The sequence below is a fragment of the Allosalinactinospora lopnorensis genome (genome assembly GCF_000981225.1).
Taxonomy (GTDB): Bacteria; Actinomycetota; Actinomycetes; order Streptosporangiales; family Streptosporangiaceae; genus Allosalinactinospora; species Allosalinactinospora lopnorensis.
Genome location: NZ_LAJC01000001.1, coordinates 149,520 through 167,755 on the forward strand (window position 1 = coordinate 149,520; position 18,236 = coordinate 167,755).

Consider the following 18,236-nt stretch of genomic DNA (forward strand, 5'->3'; position numbering starts at 1 on the left):
GGAGCGAGGGAGGGGCGCCCCCAGAAGGGGAGGGGATCTGGGGGCGCCAGGACCGGCCGCATCCGCCGGGATGGGAGTGATAGCGGGAGCGGCCGGGGGTAAGCGCGGCTTGTGCGGACAACGGCGCAACAGGCCGGATTCACATGCCGTCGAGCAACCGGGCGCAGCGAATCAGCCCCATGTGCGAGTACGCCTGGGGGTGGTTGCCCAGCGAACGTTCACTCACTGGGTCGTACTCCTCGGGAAGCAGCCCTGTGGGACCGACGCAGGCTACCAACTGCTTGAACAGCTCCTCCGCTTCAGTGCGCCGTCCCGTGAGCAAGTACGCCTCGATCAACCAGGCCGCGCAGAGGTGGAAACCGCCCTCACCGCCGGGCAGGCCGTCGTCGCGCCGGTACCGGTAGACGGCCGGGCCGCTGCGCAGCTCCTCCTCGATGGCCGTCACCGTCGCCTGGAAGCGCTCATCGCTGGGCTCGATAAGCCCGGCCAGTCCGATGTGCAGGGAGGCGGCGTCGAGGTCGGTTCCGTCGTAGGCGGTGGTGAACGCCTGCACCTCGTCGTTCCATCCCCGTTCCAGTACATCGGCGGCGATGGTCGCGCGCAGCTCCTCCAAGGAGTCCGGCAGCTCGCGACCGTGCCGCCGCGCCAACCGGATCGCGCGGTCGATCGTGAGCCAGCACATCACCCGGGAGTACACGTGGTGCCGGGGTTCCAGGCGCTCCTCCCAGATCCCGTGATCGGGTTCGTGCCAGCGCCGCGCCACGGCCTCGGTCATCGCGACGACAAGGTCCCAGTCGCCGTCAGGAAGCCGACCTCGCGCCTCGGCGAGCTGGGCGACAAGCTCCACGACCGGGCCGAACACGTCCAGCTGCACCTGCCGGTCCGCCAGGTTGCCGATCCGCACCGGTCTGGACCCGGCGTAGCCGGGCAGGGCTTCGATCACCGATTCCGGCCCCAGGTCGTCGCCGCGCAGTGTGTACAGCGGGCGCAGCAGTTCCGGGCCGGGCAGGCTCTCCAGCACTCTGTGCACCCACCCGAGGAACGCCTCCGCCTCTGCGGTGGAGCCGAGTGACACCAGCGCCTGCGCGCTCAGCGCCGCGTCGCGCACCCAGCAGTACCGGTAGTCCCAGTTGCGCACCCCGCCGATCTCCTCGGGCAGTGAGGTCGTCGCCGCCGCCAGGACGGCACCGTCCGGCCGGCACAATCCGCGCAGCGTCAGGGCGGAGCGCGCGACCAGCTCCCGGTCGGTCTCCGGAAGCCGCAATCCCGCCAGCCAGTCCGACCAGCACGACCCGGCGTGTTCCCGGCGCTGCGGCTCGGAGGCGGCGGGAGGCGACAGCGCGTCGGTACCGCACCGCAGTTCGAGCAGCACGGGACGCCCAGGCGCCGGACGGGCCACGCCCCGCGCCACATCATTGGCGCCGTCAGAGCTGATCTCCCACTCCACCCCCGGCGAGTACAGCACCATCGACTCCGCGGCCCCCAGGATCCGGAGCCCTTTGCCCTCACGGACCAGCCGCACCGGAACCCGGCCGAACTCGGGGCGCGGCGCGAACTCCACGACCGCGGGCGCGGATCCGGAGATCACCCTGACGATATCCGTGCGGTGCGGCGCGGTGTCGTGCGCGAGGTAATCCGTGACCAGCAGGCGCGACCACCGGGTCTGCACGGTCATCGTGCCCGGCAGGTAGCGCTGGCCGAGCGGCCGGCCGCTGTGGTCAGGACGGATGGCGAAGTGCCCGCCCTCGCGCCCGCCGAGCAGTTCGGCGAACACCGCACCGGAGTCCGGGTCCGGACGGCAGAACCACATGAGGCGCGCGTCCGGGCCGAGCAGCGCGATCGACCACTGGTTCGACAGCATCGACAGCCGCTCGATCGGCGGCGCGGGGGCACCGAACGACCACAGGCGGCGTTCCTCCGCCAGCAGTTCCAGCAGCAGCACAGCGGTGCGGGCATCGCCGATCCGGTGCGCGGGTGCCGCCTCTTCCCGCCCCGCCCGGCTCTCCGCCTCCGAACGGAGGAGCCGTGCGGCCACGTCGCCCCCCGGCTCCCCGCTGAGGGAGAGTGTCGCGGTCGCGCCGGTCTGGGTGCGCAGCACGTCCAGAGCATCGCCCTCCTCACCGGGCTGAAAGGCTTCTCCCGCGCTCTCCGCCGCGGGGACGGGGAAACGGGGGTCGGTCTCGGCGCCATCGCGGCCCACCAGGTGCACCTCCGCCGGCAGCCGGGAGGCCATCGCCAGGTCCGGCAGGGCCCGGCCCGAGATCACCGCGCACGAGGTCGCGGGCAGCCCGGCAAGGGAGCGCAGTGCGTGCACCGCTTCCGGCAGCGGGCACGCCGACACCCCGTTCAGGCCGGACGCCACGATCTTGTCGTAGTCGCACGTGATGAGCAGCCTCGGGGTACGCGCCAGTTCGGCGATCGCGCGGCGCAACTCGACAGGCAGGCCAGCCGCCACCGCCGTTGGTGTGGCCCGCTGCCCGGGCGACGCGAAGGGCGGCCCGGACGTGGACCGGCTCCGGAACTCCAGCAACCCAGGGGGGTAGTCACGTTCGTTTCCTCCGACAGCGGGGGTCACATGAAACCGGTCACATCACCGCGACCGGTACAAGGACGCTAGGGTCGCCGTCGGCCACGCCAACATGCCTCTAACTAGGCGTTAGGCCGTGCTTAAGGAACTTTTAAGGCCCGGCCCGCGGAGGGGAGAACGCCCGCCTCTCCGGGAAGGAACCCGGCTCCGGACCGTGCTGCCGCGGTTACCGAGCTGATCGCGACCTGTTCGCCGGAACCGCCCTTCCCCGCGCGGCGGAAACAGGGACCGAGGGAGGATCCCACGGCTCCGACAACGGGTAAAAAGCGGCCCAACCGAGAAACACCGCCCCTGCCGCGGCCGCGGCACCATAGCCGGACCCCTCAGCGGTTTCCGCGCTCCGCCCCTTTGAGCCAATTTCCGTTAAACAGCCCACCCGGGTTCGATATCTGTTCCGCCATATGTAGGATAATGCGTTGACCAGGGTAGACGTGCGTTCAGGAGGCGGCAGGAGGAAGGGGAGCGCTCTCCTTCGGCTCCCGTCTCCATCGATATCCGCAACACGAATACGGAAGTGATCAGCATGCGACCGCAGGAGCTGATCGGTCATCACCTGCTGGACTCCAGCGGTGAGAACATCGGCAAGATCGGGCACGTGTTCTACGACGACGCCTCGCAGGAGGCGAAGTGGGTCACAGTGCGCACCGGCCTGTTCGGCACGCGGGAGTGCTTCGTTCCCGTGCAGGGAGCGCGCCCCGTTCAGGAGGACCTCCAGGTGCCCTTCGACAAGCAGACGGTGAAGGACGCCCCTCACTTCGAGGCGGACACGCCCATATCGTCCGACGAGGAACGCGATCTCTACGAACACTACGGCCTCGATATCAGGGGCGGGCGCGGCTCGATGGAGGAGGAGCGGCGTAGGAGTCCTCAGCAGAGCGACGCCTCCTATGTCACCCGCTCGGAGGAACGGGCCGACATCGGGGTCGAACGCCGCGAGGCCGGAAAGGCGAGGGTACGCAAGACGGTCGAAAGCGAGGAGTTCAGCGAGACCGTCCCCGTGACCCACGAGGAGCTGCGGGTAGAGCGTGAGCCCGTGACGGAGGCCGACGCTCCCGGGCCCCAGGCGATGGAGCCCCAGGAGGAGGAGATCACCCTCCATGCGGAGCGTCCCGTCGTGTCCAAACGGACGGAGTCCGTGGAGAGGATCAAGGTCTCCAAGGAAGAGGTGACCGAGGACGCGCAGGTCCGCGGCGAGGTGCGCAAGGAGCGCGTCGAACTGGAGGAAGAGGAGGGCGAAGGGCCCGACCGCCCGGCGTAGCGCCTCCGGTACGAGCGAAGGGGATCGCGGGCCCCGCCCCGGCGCGCGTCCGCCTGACGGCTCCGGAGCGTTCGGGGCAGGATTCGGAGGCGTTCGGGCGGCCGCCGCGGTCCCGTACGGGTGTCCGCACCTTCAGCGGTGTTTCGCCGTACCGGTCCGGCCGGACCGGACACCCCAGCGCACATGGCCGCGCCGGCGTGCTCCGCCGTCCGCGGAGCGGGCCGGGACCACGCGGACCCGGCCTATCCGGTGCGCCACAGGGCCGGGGCGAGGGCCAGGCAGGCGGCGGCCGCCAGGGCGAAGAGCGGGGCCGGCCCCACCCAGACGGACCCCAGCGCGTACGCGGCGAACACCAGAATCGCGACCACCTCCGCACCGAGGCTCGCCATCGACGTCACGGTCGCCCGCGCCCGGTCCGAAACGCGGTCCTGCAGCCGCGCCTCGGCGGCGGCCATCGCCCACTCGAGGATCCCGAACGCGGCGGCCACGAGCACCATGCCCGCGGGGTGCCCGCTGAGCGCCCCGGCGGCCAGGCACCCGGCGGCGACCGCCAGCGCCGGCGCCGCCCACCGCGTTCCCCGCCCCGCCAGCCAGCCGCCGACCGCCATCCCCGCCATGACCAGCAGCACCAGGGACGGGACGGCGGGAACGCCGACTCCGGTCGACTGCGCGAGCAGCGGGACGTACTCCTCCAACGCCCCGGCGATCCCCGCGAGCACCGCGACGAGCAGCACCGCGCCCCGGACCCGCGGCGCCCGCCGCATCTCGCGGCGGCCCCGCCGCGCAGCACCTCGGTGAAGCCCTCGCCTCGTTCCGCCTCGCCGCGGGACTCCGGCATCGACCACCCCACGGGCACCCTGAGCAGGGTCACCAGCACGCTGGCGCATCCCACCGCCAGGTAGCCGCCCGCTGCCAGAACCGGCGCGGCCAGAGCGGTCGCGGCCATGGCCGCGGTCGTGCCGAGCGCGCGTGCCCGGCCGATGAGGCGCGGGTAGGCGGCGCTACCGCCCCGCGCATCCCGTCGCCCGCGGCTCCCCGCCCGCGCGAGCTCCTCGTATACCAGTGCCTCCAGCGCGCCCGAGCTCAGGGCGCCGCCGGCGCCCCACAGCACGAAGCCCAGCGCGAACGAGGGATAGGAGGGGGCGAACGTCCACAACGCGTATCCGGCACCGGTGAGGACCGGCGCGAGCGTCACCAGGTACCTGCGGGAGAAGACGTCGGCCCACAGACCTGACGGCACCTCAAGCGCGAAGGCCGTGACGGACCAGATGATGAAGAGCGAGGAGATCTCGGCGGCCGAGAGACCGGTCTCGGCGAACAGCAGCGCGTAGACCGGGTAGAGCAGGACGAGGTCCTCAAGGAACGCGTAGGCGTAGAGCCTGCGCGCGATCCGGGATTCAGTCGGGTATCAATGTCGTCGGCTCATGTCCGCGAGCTTACTCCTTCCCGGTGAGCGGGGAAAGGCAGCGGATCACCGGCCGGGCCCCGCCGGGCCCACCGCCGGTCCGGCTCGTAAAAAAGTAATGACCATGCTGGTCAAGGATTCCCCTCGACTGTTTGGATCAGAGCTACCGATGGACGCGCACGACTTCTGGCTCTTCGCGGCGGTTCTCGCGGTCGCCGCGGTCGCCGGGCTGCTCTCCACCTTCCTGCGCCAGCCGCTGATCGTCGCCTTCATCGGGGTGGGGATCCTCGTCGGGCCGGTCGGGTTCGGCTGGGTGGTCGGTGAGGGCGAAATGGAGCTGCTCGCCCGCCTGGGCATCGCGATCCTGCTGTTCCTAGTGGGCCTGCGGCTGGACCTGCACCTGATCCGCACCACCGGTCCCATCGCGCTGGCCACCGGACTCGGCCAGGTCGTCTTCACATCGGGAATCGGGTACCTCATCGCGCGCGGCCTGGGAATGGATCCGGTGACCGCCGTCTACGTGGCGATCGCGCTCACCTTCTCCTCCACGATCATCATCGTGAAGCTGCTCTCGGACAAGCGGGAACTCGACCAGTTGCACGGGCGCATCGCCGTGGGCTTCCTCATCGTGCAGGACATCGTCGTGGTCCTGGTGATGATCGGCCTCACGGCTTTCGGCAGGCAGACCGGGGACAACAACATGGCCCTGGAGATCGGGACGGTCCTCGGCACGGGGATCGGCCTGCTGGCCGGCATCGCCGTTCTCACCCGCTACGTGCTGCCGTGGCTGCTGCCCTACATCGCCCGCTCACAGGAGCTGCTGGTGCTGTTCGGCGTGGCCTATGCCGTCTCCATCGCCGCGCTCAGCGAGTGGTTCGGCTTCAGCTCCGAGGTCGGCGCCTTCCTCGCCGGCGTCTCGCTGGCCACCACCTCCTACCGGGACGCCCTGGGTGCCCGCCTGATCAGCCTGCGCGACTTCCTGCTGCTGTTCTTCTTCCTCAACCTCGGCGCGCAGCTGGAGTTCACCGACGCCGCCCGCCAGTTCACCGAGGCCGCGGTGCTCTCGGTGTTCGTCCTGGTCGGCAATCCGATCATCGTCCTGCTGATCATGGTGGCGATGCGCTACCCGGTGCGGGTGGGTTTCCTGGCCGGGCTCACCGTCGCCCAGATCAGCGAGTTCTCCCTGATCCTGGCCGCGCTCGGGTTCAGTCTCGGCCACATCGGCACCGAGACGGTCAGCCTCATCACGGTGGTCGGGCTGATCACGATCGGCGGCTCGACCTATCTGATCCTCTACTCGCACACGATCTACCGGTACCTGCAGCGATGGCTGACACCACTCGACCGCAGCAAGAGCCGAGCCGCCGACATCGCCGGCCCGGAGACCGACGCCGACGTGATCCAGTACGGGCTCGGCCGCTTCGGCGGCCGCCTCGCCGACCGCCTCGCCGCAAGCGGATACCGCATGCTCGTGGTGGACTTCGACCCCCAGCGGGTGAGCGCCAACAACCGCGAGGGGATCACCGCTGTCTTCGGCAGCGCCGAGGACCTCGACTTCCTGGAGACGCTGCCGCTGAACCGGGCGCGCCTGGTGGTCAGCACGATCCCCGTCGTCGAGACGAACCGGACGCTGCTCCACGCGCTCCGCCACCACGACTACCAGGGGCGGGTCGCGCTGACCGCGCACACCGCACGCGATGCGGCGCAGCTGCGCGCCGCCGGGGCCGACATCGTCCTCGAACCGTTCTCCTCCGCGGCCGCCGAGACCCTGACGATGATCTCCGACGAGGTCGGCCCCGCACCGGCCGCGGACGGCGAGCGTGAACGAAAGAACCCCAAGCAGTAACTTTACGCAATATTATTGCTACCGATCGTGCATACGTGCCGCGTGCGCGGAGAGACGCGTGACAGAATCACAGAACCGCCGCACTACGTCCGGACCGAAAGGTGCAGCAGACTGGAACGCACACGATCGAGACGAAACCGCGACGGTTGAGAGGTTCCTTGTGGGCAGTGTGGTGAAGTTCAACGTACTGACCGTCCCGGAGGACTCCCGGGCGACACTGGAGGAGCGGTTCGCCAACCGTGCGGGACTGGTCGAGGGCCAGCCCGGCTTCGAGGAGTTCCAGTTGCTCCGTCCAGTGGAAGGCACCGACCGCTACCTCGTCTACACGCGCTGGCGCTCCGAGGAGGACTTCCGGAACTGGGTGGAGAGCCGCGCGTTCCAGCAGGGGCACGCCAAGGCCGCGGCCGAAGCCGAGCAGGCCGGGCACGGGCACGGGCGCGGCGGTCCGGCGGCGACCGACAGCGAACTATGGGGGTACGAAGTGGTGCAGCATGTCAAAACCGATGGGTGAACCGTGCGCCCCGGCCGGGGCGCGTGCGCGCCCCGGCCGGTGCTGTGGGCAGCGGGGCGGCTCCGCGGACCGCCTCACCTCACTGGGACGCCGGGCAACCGCCCCGTATCGGCGCTGAAAGGTTTCCGCCCCCGTGTCAACTCCCGATCCGGGCACCCTCCTCGACGAGAACGCCGCGCACCGCGGCTCCGCCCGCCGCCGCCCGAAGCACCGGCGCAGCCGGCGATACCCCCTGCTCCTCATCAGCGGCCTCGCTACGATCACTGCCGGAGCGGGCGTCCTGGTCATCGGCCTTCCGACGGCCGAGGAGAACGCGGGCACCGACACCGACCGCTCCCTGTCGGCCCCCGGCGCCTCCTCCGAGCCCCCGGCCGGTCCGGCCGAGGAAAAGGAGCCGGTGCTGATGCGCTCCGTCGTGGACGAGGTCACCAGCGGCAGCGGGGAAATGCAGGTGGTCAAGGGGGAGAGTGGGGTCGCGGGCGAGGGGGCCACGATGCGCTACCTCGTCGAGGTCGAGGAGGACCTGCCGGGCGAGGCCGAGGATTTCGCCGCGGCCGTCGAGGTGATCCTCGGCGACGAACGCGGCTGGATCGGCGACGGCGACCGCTCGTTCCAGCGCGTGGACTCCCAGGACGAGGCGGACTTCCGCATCACACTGGCCGCACCGGACACCGTGGACGCCCTGTGCGCGCCGCTCCGCACCGACGGCCGCGTCTCCTGCAGCAACGGAGACCGGGCGGTCATCAACCAGAACCGCTGGGTCAGCGGGGTCGACCACTTCGACGGCGACCTGGAGACCTACCGCATCTACGTCGTCAACCACGAGGTCGGCCACGTCCTCGGGCACGGCCACGTCGACTGCGACACCGACGGCGGACCCGCGCCGGTCATGCAGCAGCAGACGTTCGGGCTCAAGGGCTGCGAACCCAACGGCTGGGTGCACCCCTGACCCGCGCACGGCCGCGGCACCGGAGGCGGCGCGTCCGCCCGCCGGCTCAGGGCACCGGGTAGCCCTGCTGGAGCAGGCCGTAGCAGACCGCCTGCTCCAGCGCGATCCACGAGGCGTCGATGACGTTCTCCCCGACACCGACCGTGGTCCACTCCGAGCGGCCGTCGCTGAAGGTCACCAGGATGCGGGTGATGGCCGCGGTCCCCGAAGCGCCTTCGAGGATGCGGACCTTGTAGTCGGTGAGCTCCAGGCCGGCCAGCGCCGTGTACACGCCCTCCACCGCGCTGCGCAGCGCGCGGTCCAGCGCGTTGACCGGGCCGTTGCCCTCCGCGGTCGCTATCACGCGCTCGCCCTTGACGTGCAGCTTGACCGTCGCCTCGCTGACAGCGGTGCCGGCCGCCGGCGCGAGCGGGGCGGCGCCCTCGGAGACGCCAGGCGTCGCGGCACTTTCCGTTGCCGTCCGCTCCGCGATCACCCGCCACGACTCCGTCTCGAAGTAGCGCACCTTCCGGCCCAGCTCCTCCCGCAGCAGGAGCTCCAGCGAGGCGTCGGCCGCCTCGAAGCTGTACCCGGCCTGCTCCAGCGTCTTCACCCGCTCGACCACGCGGCCCAGCATCTCGCGGTCGCCGCCGAGGTCGAGCCCGAGCTCCTTGGCCTTGAGTTCGACGGAGGCCCGCCCGGCCATGTCGGAGACCAGCATCCGCATGTCATTGCCCACGAGAGTGGGGTCCATGTGCTGGTACAGGTCGGGGTCGACCTTGATCGCCGAGGCGTGCAGGCCCGCCTTGTGCGCGAACGCCGAGATCCCGACATAGGGCTGGTGGGTGGCCGGGGCGATGTTGACGAGCTCGGCGATGGCCAGGGAGACCCGCGTCATCTCCTGCAGGCAGCCGTCGGGCAGCACCGGGCGGCCGTGCTTGAGGGCGAGGGCGGGGACCACGGAGAAGAGGTTCGCGTTGCCCACCCGCTCGCCGTAGCCGTTGGCGGTGCACTGCACGTGGCTGACACCCGCGTCGACGGCGGCCAGCGTGTTGGCCACGGCGCAGCCGGTGTCGTCCTGGGCGTGGATGCCCAGCCTGGCCCCGGTGGCCTCCTGGACCTCCGTGACGACCCGGGTGATGTCGCTGGGCAGCATGCCGCCGTTCGTGTCGCACAGGACGACGACGTCGGTGCCCGCCTCCGCGGCGGTGCGCACCACCCGGACCGCGTAGTCGGGATCGTAGTGGTACCCGTCGAAGAAGTGCTCGCAGTCGAGGAACACCCGCTGCCCGCTGTCCCGCAGGTGGGCGACGGTGTCGGCGATCATGGCCAGGTTCTCGTCGAGGGTGGTGCGCAGGGCGCGCTCGACATGGCGGACGTCGCTCTTGGCCACCAGGGTGACGACCGGCGCCCCGGAGTCGCGCAAGGCGGCCACCTGAGGGTCGTCGGCGGCCTGCGCACCGGCCCGGCGGGTCGCGCCGAAGGCGGTGAGTTGCGCGTGTCTCAGCGGGAGCTCTCGTGAAGCCCGCTGGAAGAACTCCGTGTCCTTGGGGTTGGCTCCCGGCCAGCCGCCCTCGATGAACCCCACGCCGAACTCGTCGAGCAGCTTCGCGATCGCGAGCTTGTCGGCGACGGTGAGGTTGACGCCCTCACGCTGGGCGCCGTCGCGCAGGGTCGTGTCGAAGACGTGGAAACTGTCGTCTGGCATGGGGAGCTCCCGGGTCGAACGCGTCGTGTGGTGATGGGGGCCTCGCCAGCCCAATAAAAAGACCTCTCGTGGACACGAGAGGTCGGCGCGCTGGCGAGGTCCGGTTTCAGCCAGCGCGCCTCACGATAATGATCACCTGAGACGGCACGGGCCCCAGTATGCCACACGAGTCGCTGGGCCGGTGGAGGACCATGCGTTCCCCGGGCGGTCGCCCTCACCCGCGGCGGCCTTCGTGAAGTCAATGCCACCCGCGGAGGGGGCAAGCGGGATTAACTTCACGACCGTCTCCACCGCCCGGCAAGACTCCCTATTTTCCTCAGATTTTCCCTATTGTGTCCCTCGACAGAGAAGTTTAGAGTACTTTCGTGAATGATCGCTTCTACTCCGTGGAACAGGTCGCCGAACGCCTGGGGCTGCATGTGCGCACCATCCGCAACTACGTGCGCGAAGGGCGGCTCAGCGCGGTCCGCATCGGCAAGCAGTACCGGATCGCGCACGAGGATCTGGAAGCCTTCACCGGCCGTTCGGCGCCCGCGTCCCCGCGCGACACGGCCAGGCGGCAGCGGCATACCGAGGTGTCGGGCATCGTCGAGATCGACGCGGTCAGCCCCGAAACGGCCGACCGCCTGACCACCCTGCTGATGGGCTCGGCCGCCAACCGCGGCCCGGGTGAGCAGCCGTTGCGGATCGAGACGGCCTACGACGAGGAGAGGGCCCGGATGAAGATCATCGTCCTGGGCGGCCTGGGCGACACCGCCCGGCTGTTCGACTACATCGAGGCGGTTCTCGCATCATGAGCACGATCTACAGGTCCGAGGCCGGCGCGGACGAGATCCGGCGGCGTTACCGGGAGGTGCTGCGCACCTGGCCGGTGGCCGCCGAACATGTGCGGGTACCGACCCGCGAGGGCGAGACCTTCGTCCTCGTCTGCGGCCCGAAGGACGCGCCGCCCGTGCTGCTGCTGCACGGCTCGGGGACGAACACCACGATGTGGCGAAACGACATCACCTCCTGGGCGCGGCACTTTCGTGTCCACGCCCTCGACCTCATCGGCGAGCCGGGCCTGAGCACGCCGTCCCGCCCGCCCCTGGCCTCCGAGGCCTATGCGCTGTGGCTGGACGATGTGCTGGAGGGCCTCGGCATCACGAGCACCTCGATCGTCGGGGCCTCCCTGGACGGCTGGCTGGCGCTGGACTACGCCGCCCGCCGGCCGCAGCGGGTGACACGCCTGGCCCTGCTGTGCCCCGGCGGCCTGGGCAGACAGAAAACGGGCTGGATGGCCAAGGCCCTGCTCCTGCGCCCCTTCGGGCGCTGGGGGCTGCGCCGGTCGGCACGAATCGTCACGGGCCTGGACGCCCCGCAAGCCCGGCCCGTCCTCGACCACCTGGTGCTGACCTTCACGCACTTCAAGCCGCGCACGCAGCGCCTGCCCGTGTTCACCGACGACGCGCTGCGCCGCCTGACCATGCCCGTGCTGGTGATCATCGGTGGCCGCGACGCCATGCTCGACTCCGAGGACACCGCCCGGCGCATGCGCCAGTGTGTGCCGCACGCGACCGTCGCCCTCCTGCCCGAGGTCGGGCACTCGATCCTCGACCAGACCGATTCCGTCCTGGCGTTCCTGCGCGGCTGACCCGCCACTGCGATCCGTTCACGACCGGGGAAGGCGGCGGTCGCCCCGGTTCCCGCCGGCCACGGCCGGACCGACCTGACCGTCACGAGGAGCAGTACCGTATGGCGATCGTGAGACCGGGCGGCGTCGCCGCCGACGTGCCGCACCCGCTCGAAGCCGTGCTCACCGGCAGCCCCGGCGTGAACCTCCGGGAGGTCGGCCGTGCCTGACGTGATACGGGAGCGGGCCGGGGTGCCGGTGCTGGTGTGCGACCCGGCCGGGCCCCAGGTGGCCACGGCGCAGGACGCGCTGGACCTGATCGGCGCGGCCTACATCGGCGCCGAGGTGGTAGCCGTTCCCGCGGACCGCCTGGACGAGCGCTTCTTCTCTCTGGACACCCGCTTCGCCGGCGAGGTCATGCAGAAGTTCCGCAACTACCGGATGCGCCTGGCCGTCATCGGCGACATCTCCCGGCATCTGGCGGCCAGCTCGGCCCTGCGCGCCCTCGTCCACGAGTCGAACCGGGCCGACCACGTGTGGTTCCTCCCCGACCTCGACGCGCTCGACGCCCGGCTGCGCGGCCTACCCCGCTGACTTCGACGGGGATGGCCTCTCACCAGTACCGAGCACCCTCGATCCGGTCGGGGTAAACGGAGTCACACCTCGTCACGGCGCACGGCGGTCAGGAAGCGGGTCCACGCGGCGGCGCTGAAGTCCAGGTGCCCCACCCGCCGATGCCGCGTGTCCCGGACCAGCACCCGTTCATGCTCCGTACGGCACTCAACGCAGTTGGCACTGCCACCGGTGCTGTAGCTCGACTTGCGCCAGGGGACAGCCACCTCGACGCAGTTGCCACCGGAGTTCTGGCTGTAACTGGACTTGCGCCATGCCCTCATGTGAGATCACCTTGCATCCTCGTAATGCGTTCAATAGAGGAGGAAGGTGGAAGAGCTTCCGCTTGAAGCTGTCCAAACAAGGTCATCATCTCCTCGACGTGCTCTGAGGCGTCGTAGGTCTCGCCTCCCAGCGGGTGCTCGAAGTAGATGACGGACTGAGGCGTGCTGAGGGTACTGATCCGGAAGTGAGAGCAGAGCCCAGCAGTGACCCGACTGGGAGGGAGCATCTGAACCTGAACGATGCCTTCTTCCGCAAGTGTAGTGATGTGTCCCAATTGCTCCTTCATGACCTTCTCGCTGCCTACCACATGGGCGAACGCGGTCTCCCTGATGACGAACAGCAGCAGGGGGCGCTCTTTCCGGATCGTCGGCAGGCGGCTCGTACGGGTCTCAACGAGTTCTTCGATCTCCTCCTGGCTCTTCCTGGTGTGCCGCGCGCCGATCATTGTCCGAGCGTAGTCAGGTGTCTGGAGCAAACCGGGGATAACGGTGGGCTCGTATTCACGGATCACGCGGGATCTCTGCTCCAGAAGCAGAACGTCCTTAAACCATTCGGGGACCTTGCGCTGATTGGTGATCTCTTGCCACAGCCGGGCGAGAACCCCGTCCGTAGACAGCGCTGTATCGAGGGCTTCTGCTTGGCGCTGTTTGGGGGCTCTCGTCCCTCTCTCGATGGCGCTCATCGTCGCTTTTGCCATGAGCGCACTACGCCCAAGGTCAGTTTGAGTTCCCCCAGATAGTTCACGTAGTCGCCGGACCTCAGCTCCGAATCTTTCCCACGCAGGATCTCGTGTCTCAGCCATGACTACATGGTTCCACCGTGATTCCCGTCGTGTCTCATAAATCTATGATTCTCCACGGAACTGTGGAAAACATGGCAGGCCAGAATACAAATTGGCACTGTAGACCTTCGAACACAAGAAGACCCCGGCGACGGCTGTGACCCGTCCCGGGGCATGGCCCACCTGGAGGTGCCAGATGAGCGGGAACAGACTACCGGCCGCGCGGCCGGTGCGGGCGTATCGGAGTCAGCGGGGCCGGATGCGGCCCTATGTGCTGGTCTGCCTGACTCACGCTCGGGGGTACGGTGATAGCCCCGCCCGCGTCCGGTCCCGATGCGACCGCGCCGCTCGCGGTGCGGGTCGATCCCGAGGGCCGCAACGTGGCCTTCTCTCTCGACGGCCGGGAGTACGTGTTCTCCGCCGGGACCGCCGACGTCTCGGCCCGGGTGGAGCTGCTGGAGCTGCTGGAGCGCTGGGCGGCCGCCTGCCACTTGGCCGCCGCCGCGCTGCACCGCTGCCATACCCGGCTCCAGGCCGAACAGCGCATGCAGGCCGAGATCGCCAATGTCCGCGGCGCCATGCGCTTCTGCTCGCTGTGCGGTTCGGCCAACGCCGCGCCCCGCACCGCCTGCCACTGGTGCGGCAACCCCACTTGACTCACTGATAGGAAACCGGGCCTGCCCGGCGCTGGGCAGGCCCGATTCCGTCGAGAAGCGTCAGCGGGATGACGGGTCGTACCCGCTGTCCGTTGACGGGGCGGGGACGGGGGAAGAGACACATCATGGACAGGATCCTGATACTCGGCGGGTACGGCGCGGTGGGCCGCGAGGCGGCGGCGGCGCTGGTGCGGCTCCTCCCCGAGGCCGCCGTCGTCGTGGCCGGGCGCGACCCGGACACCGCGCGGCCCGTCCCCGGCGCGACCGCGATGCGGGTGGACGCGGCGGACGAGGCCGACCTGGCCCGCGCGCTGGACGGCGTCGACGCGGTCCTCATGTGCGCGGAGCTGGACAACGCCCGGATCGCCCGCGCCTGCCTGGAACGGGGCACCGGCTACCTCGACGTCTCGGCCACGCACCGGCTGCTCGCCGGGATCGGGGAACTCGACGGCCTGGCCCGCGAGCACGGCGCGACGGCCGTGCTCAGTGTGGGCCTGGCACCCGGCGTGACGAACCTGCTGGCGGCGTCCTGCGCCGAGCGCTCAGGGGCGGCGGAGGTGGAGATCGGGGTGCTCATCGGCTCCGGGGAGCGGCACGGACCCGCAGCGCTGGCCTGGACCCTGGACGGTCTGGGCCGGCTGGAGGGATCGTGGCGGATGCGCTTCCCGGGCCCCTTCGGGGAACGCACGGTCTACCGATTCCCCTTCTCCGACCAGTACACCCTGCCGGAGAGCCTCGGGGTCGAGCGGGTGCGGACCGGCCTGTGCCTGGACTCCCGCGCCACGACCACCCTGCTGGTCGCCGCGCGGCACCCCGCGGTCTCGCGCCTGCTGCGCCGCCCGCGGGTGCACGACCTGCTGCTGGACACGCTGTCCCGGTTCCACCTCGGCGGCGACGGCTTCGCGGTGACCGCCCGCTCGGGCACGGCCCGGGCGAGTTTCGGCGGGCGCCGACAGAGCCGCGCGACCGGTCTCACCGCCGCACTGCTCCTCCGGCGGCTGCCCGATCTGCCCGCGGGCGTCCACCACATCGAGCGGCTCGTCGACCCCGCCGAATTCCTCACCGAACTGGCGTCCCACGGCTTCGCGCTCGACCTCGGCGCCCCTCCCCGCCGATCCTGAGCTGAGCGTTCCTTCCGAGCACGTTGAAGCGACCGTGTGCTCAAGATCGGCGGGGTGGGGACGGCCTCTTAACCCACCTTGCGGACCCAGCCGTGGGTGTCGGGGCGGGTGCCGTACTGCAGGGCCACGAGCTCCTCGCGCAGGCGCATGGTGAGCGGGCCGGGCGTGCCGTCGGAGATCGAGAACTCGCCGCCGGAGCCCTTGACGTGGCCGACCGGCGTGATGACCGCCGCGGTACCGCAGGCGAAGACCTCGGTGAGCTCGCCGCTCTGCGCCGCCGCGCGCCACTGCTCGGTGGAGATCCGCCCCTCCTCGGCGGCGATGCCGAGTTCGGAGGAGAGTTTGAGCAGCGAGTCGCGTGTGATGCCGGGAAGCAGCGTCCCGGTGAGCTCGGGGGTGAGGAGCCGGACGTCGTCACCGGAACCGAAGACGAAGAACAGGTTCATCCCGCCCATCTCCTCGACCCAGCGGTGCTCCAGGGCGTCGAGCCAGACGACCTGGTCGCACCCCTTCTCGACCGCCTGGGCCTGGGCCAGGAAGCTCGCGGCGTAGTTGCCCGCGAACTTCGCCTCGCCGGTGCCGCCGGGCGCGGCGCGGGTGTAGTCCTCGCTGAGCCAGACCGTGACCGGTTTGATCCCGCCCGAGAAGTAGGGGCCGGACGGCGAGGCGATCAGCACGAACAGGTAGCTGCGGGAGGGGTTGTTCACCCCGAGCCCGACGTCGGTCGCGAACATGTAGGGACGCAGGTAGAGGCTGCTGTTCTCCTGCGTGGGGACCCACTCCCCGTCGTGCTGGATGAGTGTCTCGATGGCTCCGATGAAGAGCTCCTCCGGGAGCTCGGGCATGGCCATGCGCCGGGCGCTGCGGTTGAACCGCGCCGCGTTGGCCTCGGGCCGGAAACAGGCGATCGTGCCGTCCGGGTGCCGGTAGGCCTTCAGTCCTTCGAAGATCTCCTGGGCGTAGTGCAGGGCCGCGGTGGCCGGGTCGAGGATCAGCGGCCCGTACGGCTCCAGTTGGGCGTCGTGCCAACCCCTGCTCTCCGTGTAGCGGACGGTGACCATGTGGTCGGTGAATACGTTGCCGAACCCGGGATTCTCCAGGAGGGCCGCTCGTTCCTGCGGGGTCTTCCGCTGGGGCGAGAGCCGCACCTCGAACGCCAACCCGCTTGTGGTGGTGCTGCTGTTCATGAGTGATTAGGTCCTCTCGGGTACACCAGACCGGCAACACTGCCGGCCCAGGATCAAGTGTGACGGAAAAGACGCACCCGGGCCATACCGCGGCCCCCTGCCGGGTCGGGGCGCGTCGAAGGGCGGCACGCGGGCCGGACATGGCTGTTGCGGGGTGGCGCGCGCCCGAAACGCCCAGCGGGCGTGCCGTTGGCACGCCCGCTGGCTACCGGGGTTCCGCGTCCGCCTCGGCCGTGCCGCCTGCCCGATGTGCAGGGCCGAGGCGGGTGGCCTCAGCCCTGCTCGGTTACTCGCCGGGCGATGTCGTCGCCGATCTGGGTGGTGGACCGCTCGCTGGCGTCCTTCGCCCGGGCGTGCAGGTCCTCGGCCACCGCGCGCTCGACCTGGCGGGCGGCCGTGTCGAGGCCGAGGTGCTCCAGCATGATGGCCGACGACAGGATCGTGGCGGTGGGGTCGGCCTTCCCTTGGCCGGCGATGTCGGGGGCGGAGCCGTGCACCGGCTCGAACATGCTGGGGAAGTCGTTCTCCGGGTTGATGTTGCCGCTCGCGGCCAGGCCGATGCCGCCGGCGACGGCCGCGCCGAGGTCGGTGAGAATGTCACCGAACAGGTTGTCGGTGACGACGACGTCGAAGCGCCCCGGCTGCGACACGAAGAACATGGTGGCGGCGTCGACGTGGCAGTAGTCCACCGAGACCTGCGGGTACTCGGCGCCGACCTCGCGGACGACGCGCTGCCAGAGCTCCCCCGCGAAGGTCAGGACGTTGTCCTTGTGCACGAGGGTGAGCTTCTTGCGCGGGCGGGCGGCGGCCTTCTCGAACGCGTAGCGCACGACGCGTTCCACGCCGAGACGCGTGTTGACGCTGTCCTGGGTGGCGATCTCGCCCGGGGTCCCCTTGCGCATCACCCCGCCCATGCCCGCGTAGGGGCCCTCGGTGCCCTCGCGGACGACGAGCATGTCGATGTCGTCGGACGCGGTGGAGGCCAGGGGGGTGGACACGCCCGGGTAGAGCCGGACCGGGCGCAGGTTCACGTAGTGCGAGAACGCGAACCGCAGGCGGAGCAGCAGACCCCGCTCCAGGACGCCGCTGGGCACCGAGGGGTCGCCGACGGCCCCCAGGAAGATGGCCTCGTGGCCGCGGAGCTCCTCCTCCACCGAATCGGGGAGCGTCTCCCCGGTGGCGTGCCATCTCTTGGCACCGAGCTCGTACTCGGTGGTATCCAGCGCGAAGTCGTGTTTCGGGGCGACGGCGGAGAGGACCTTCAGTCCCTCCGCCACCACCTCGGACCCGATTCCGTCACCGGGGATGACGGCCAACTTAACGGTGCGAGCAGCCATGGAACAGCCCAGCCTCTACTTCAACAATGGTCTCGGCACTCACGGGTGTCGGCGCCCCTGCGGACGCCGACAACCGGTTTCTCGGTATTGAGATGAGCGAAAGCGGTGATGAGACAAGCCTAGCGACCCGCGGAGCCGCCGTTGTCACGACGGTCCAACGCGGTCTGCACGGCCCGGGTGGCCTCGTCTTCCGCTTCGGCCGGAGCCTCCTGGGTCATCTCGTACATGGCGATCCTCCTCGCGGGGCAGATCCGAGTCCGGCGGCCCGGACAGGGCCGGATCAGGGTGGACACTGTGGAGAACCCGGCTCACGCGCACGCGTGGTCGTCCCCCGGTCGTTCCGGGGTCGCGTGCGGGCACGGGTGAACCGCGCGGATTCCGGTGGGATCGCCTGCCCGGGAA

16 protein-coding genes are annotated in these 18,236 nt (G+C 70.1%); 9 read left to right on the plus strand and 7 right to left on the minus strand.

Features of this window, described 5'->3' with window-relative positions:
• Positions 1-139: 139 nt before the first annotated feature.
• Positions 140-2,455, minus strand: coding sequence for a trehalase-like domain-containing protein (locus tag VS93_RS00715; protein WP_046468142.1), 2,316 nt, complete (start codon positions 2,453-2,455; stop codon positions 140-142).
• Positions 2,456-3,110: 655 nt separating this feature from the next.
• Here VS93_RS00715 and VS93_RS00720 point away from each other — a divergent pair.
• Complete coding sequence (locus VS93_RS00720) at positions 3,111-3,845, plus strand: YsnF/AvaK domain-containing protein (protein ID WP_046468143.1); 735 nt, start codon at positions 3,111-3,113, stop codon at positions 3,843-3,845.
• A 242-nt stretch (positions 3,846-4,087) separates the two neighbouring features.
• Here VS93_RS00720 and VS93_RS30830 read toward each other — a convergent pair whose 3' ends face one another.
• A complete protein-coding gene (locus tag VS93_RS30830; RefSeq protein WP_236700272.1) occupies positions 4,088-4,609 on the minus strand; it encodes a hypothetical protein in 522 nt (173 codons plus the stop codon).
• A gap of 810 nt (positions 4,610-5,419) precedes the next feature.
• On the opposite strand from VS93_RS30830, the gene VS93_RS00730 reads away from it, so the two are divergent.
• The 3 genes from VS93_RS00730 to VS93_RS00740 all read left to right on the plus strand — a co-directional run bounded on the left by VS93_RS00730 (position 5,420) and on the right by VS93_RS00740 (position 8,556).
• Positions 5,420-7,096: a cation:proton antiporter gene (locus VS93_RS00730; RefSeq protein WP_046468079.1), complete on the plus strand. Its 1,677-nt coding sequence runs from the start codon at positions 5,420-5,422 to the stop codon at positions 7,094-7,096.
• A gap of 160 nt (positions 7,097-7,256) precedes the next feature.
• Entirely contained in the window at positions 7,257-7,607 is a 351-nt protein-coding gene (locus VS93_RS00735; RefSeq protein ID WP_046468080.1) for an antibiotic biosynthesis monooxygenase family protein, read from the plus strand.
• Between the two features lie 133 nt (positions 7,608-7,740).
• A complete protein-coding gene (locus VS93_RS00740) occupies positions 7,741-8,556 on the plus strand; it encodes a DUF3152 domain-containing protein (RefSeq protein WP_046468081.1) in 816 nt (271 codons plus the stop codon).
• A 46-nt stretch (positions 8,557-8,602) separates the two neighbouring features.
• On the opposite strand, the gene cimA is transcribed toward VS93_RS00740, so the two are convergent.
• Complete coding sequence (gene cimA, locus VS93_RS00745) at positions 8,603-10,243, minus strand: citramalate synthase (RefSeq protein ID WP_046468082.1); 1,641 nt, start codon at positions 10,241-10,243, stop codon at positions 8,603-8,605.
• Between the two features lie 365 nt (positions 10,244-10,608).
• Between cimA and VS93_RS00750 the strand changes: the two genes are divergently transcribed.
• From VS93_RS00750 to VS93_RS00760, 3 genes are all read left to right on the plus strand, one after another.
• Positions 10,609-11,040, plus strand: coding sequence for a helix-turn-helix domain-containing protein (locus VS93_RS00750; RefSeq protein ID WP_046468083.1), 432 nt, complete (start codon positions 10,609-10,611; stop codon positions 11,038-11,040).
• On the plus strand, positions 11,037-11,876 hold the full coding sequence (locus VS93_RS00755) for an alpha/beta fold hydrolase (protein WP_046468084.1): 840 nt from the start codon (positions 11,037-11,039) through the stop codon (positions 11,874-11,876). Before VS93_RS00750 ends, VS93_RS00755 begins: the two co-directional genes overlap by 4 nt.
• 201 nt (positions 11,877-12,077) lie before the next feature.
• Positions 12,078-12,449 carry a DUF4180 domain-containing protein gene (locus VS93_RS00760; RefSeq protein ID WP_046468085.1) on the plus strand — a complete coding sequence of 124 codons (372 nt, stop codon included), beginning with the start codon at positions 12,078-12,080 and terminating at the stop codon, positions 12,447-12,449.
• A 62-nt stretch (positions 12,450-12,511) separates the two neighbouring features.
• Here the strand turns inward: VS93_RS00760 and VS93_RS00765 are convergent, their stop codons facing one another.
• Positions 12,512-12,751 carry a DUF397 domain-containing protein gene (locus VS93_RS00765; protein ID WP_046468086.1) on the minus strand — a complete coding sequence of 80 codons (240 nt, stop codon included), beginning with the start codon at positions 12,749-12,751 and terminating at the stop codon, positions 12,512-12,514.
• Positions 12,748-13,554, minus strand: coding sequence for a helix-turn-helix domain-containing protein (locus VS93_RS00770; protein WP_082126522.1), 807 nt, complete (start codon positions 13,552-13,554; stop codon positions 12,748-12,750). Before VS93_RS00770 ends, VS93_RS00765 begins: the two co-directional genes overlap by 4 nt.
• Positions 13,555-13,838: 284 nt before the next feature.
• On the opposite strand from VS93_RS00770, the gene VS93_RS00775 reads away from it, so the two are divergent.
• Both VS93_RS00775 and VS93_RS00780 read left to right on the plus strand, forming a co-directional pair.
• Positions 13,839-14,189 carry a hypothetical protein gene (locus VS93_RS00775; RefSeq protein ID WP_156184632.1) on the plus strand — a complete coding sequence of 117 codons (351 nt, stop codon included), beginning with the start codon at positions 13,839-13,841 and terminating at the stop codon, positions 14,187-14,189.
• Positions 14,190-14,314: 125 nt separating this feature from the next.
• Entirely contained in the window at positions 14,315-15,310 is a 996-nt protein-coding gene (locus tag VS93_RS00780) for a saccharopine dehydrogenase family protein (protein ID WP_046468088.1), read from the plus strand.
• Positions 15,311-15,378: 68 nt separating this feature from the next.
• Here VS93_RS00780 and VS93_RS00785 read toward each other — a convergent pair whose 3' ends face one another.
• Positions 15,379-16,497, minus strand: coding sequence for a branched-chain amino acid aminotransferase (locus tag VS93_RS00785; protein ID WP_046468089.1), 1,119 nt, complete (start codon positions 16,495-16,497; stop codon positions 15,379-15,381).
• A 272-nt stretch (positions 16,498-16,769) separates the two neighbouring features.
• A complete protein-coding gene (locus VS93_RS00790) occupies positions 16,770-17,834 on the minus strand; it encodes a 3-isopropylmalate dehydrogenase (protein ID WP_046468090.1) in 1,065 nt (354 codons plus the stop codon).
• Positions 17,835-18,236 lie beyond the last annotated feature (402 nt).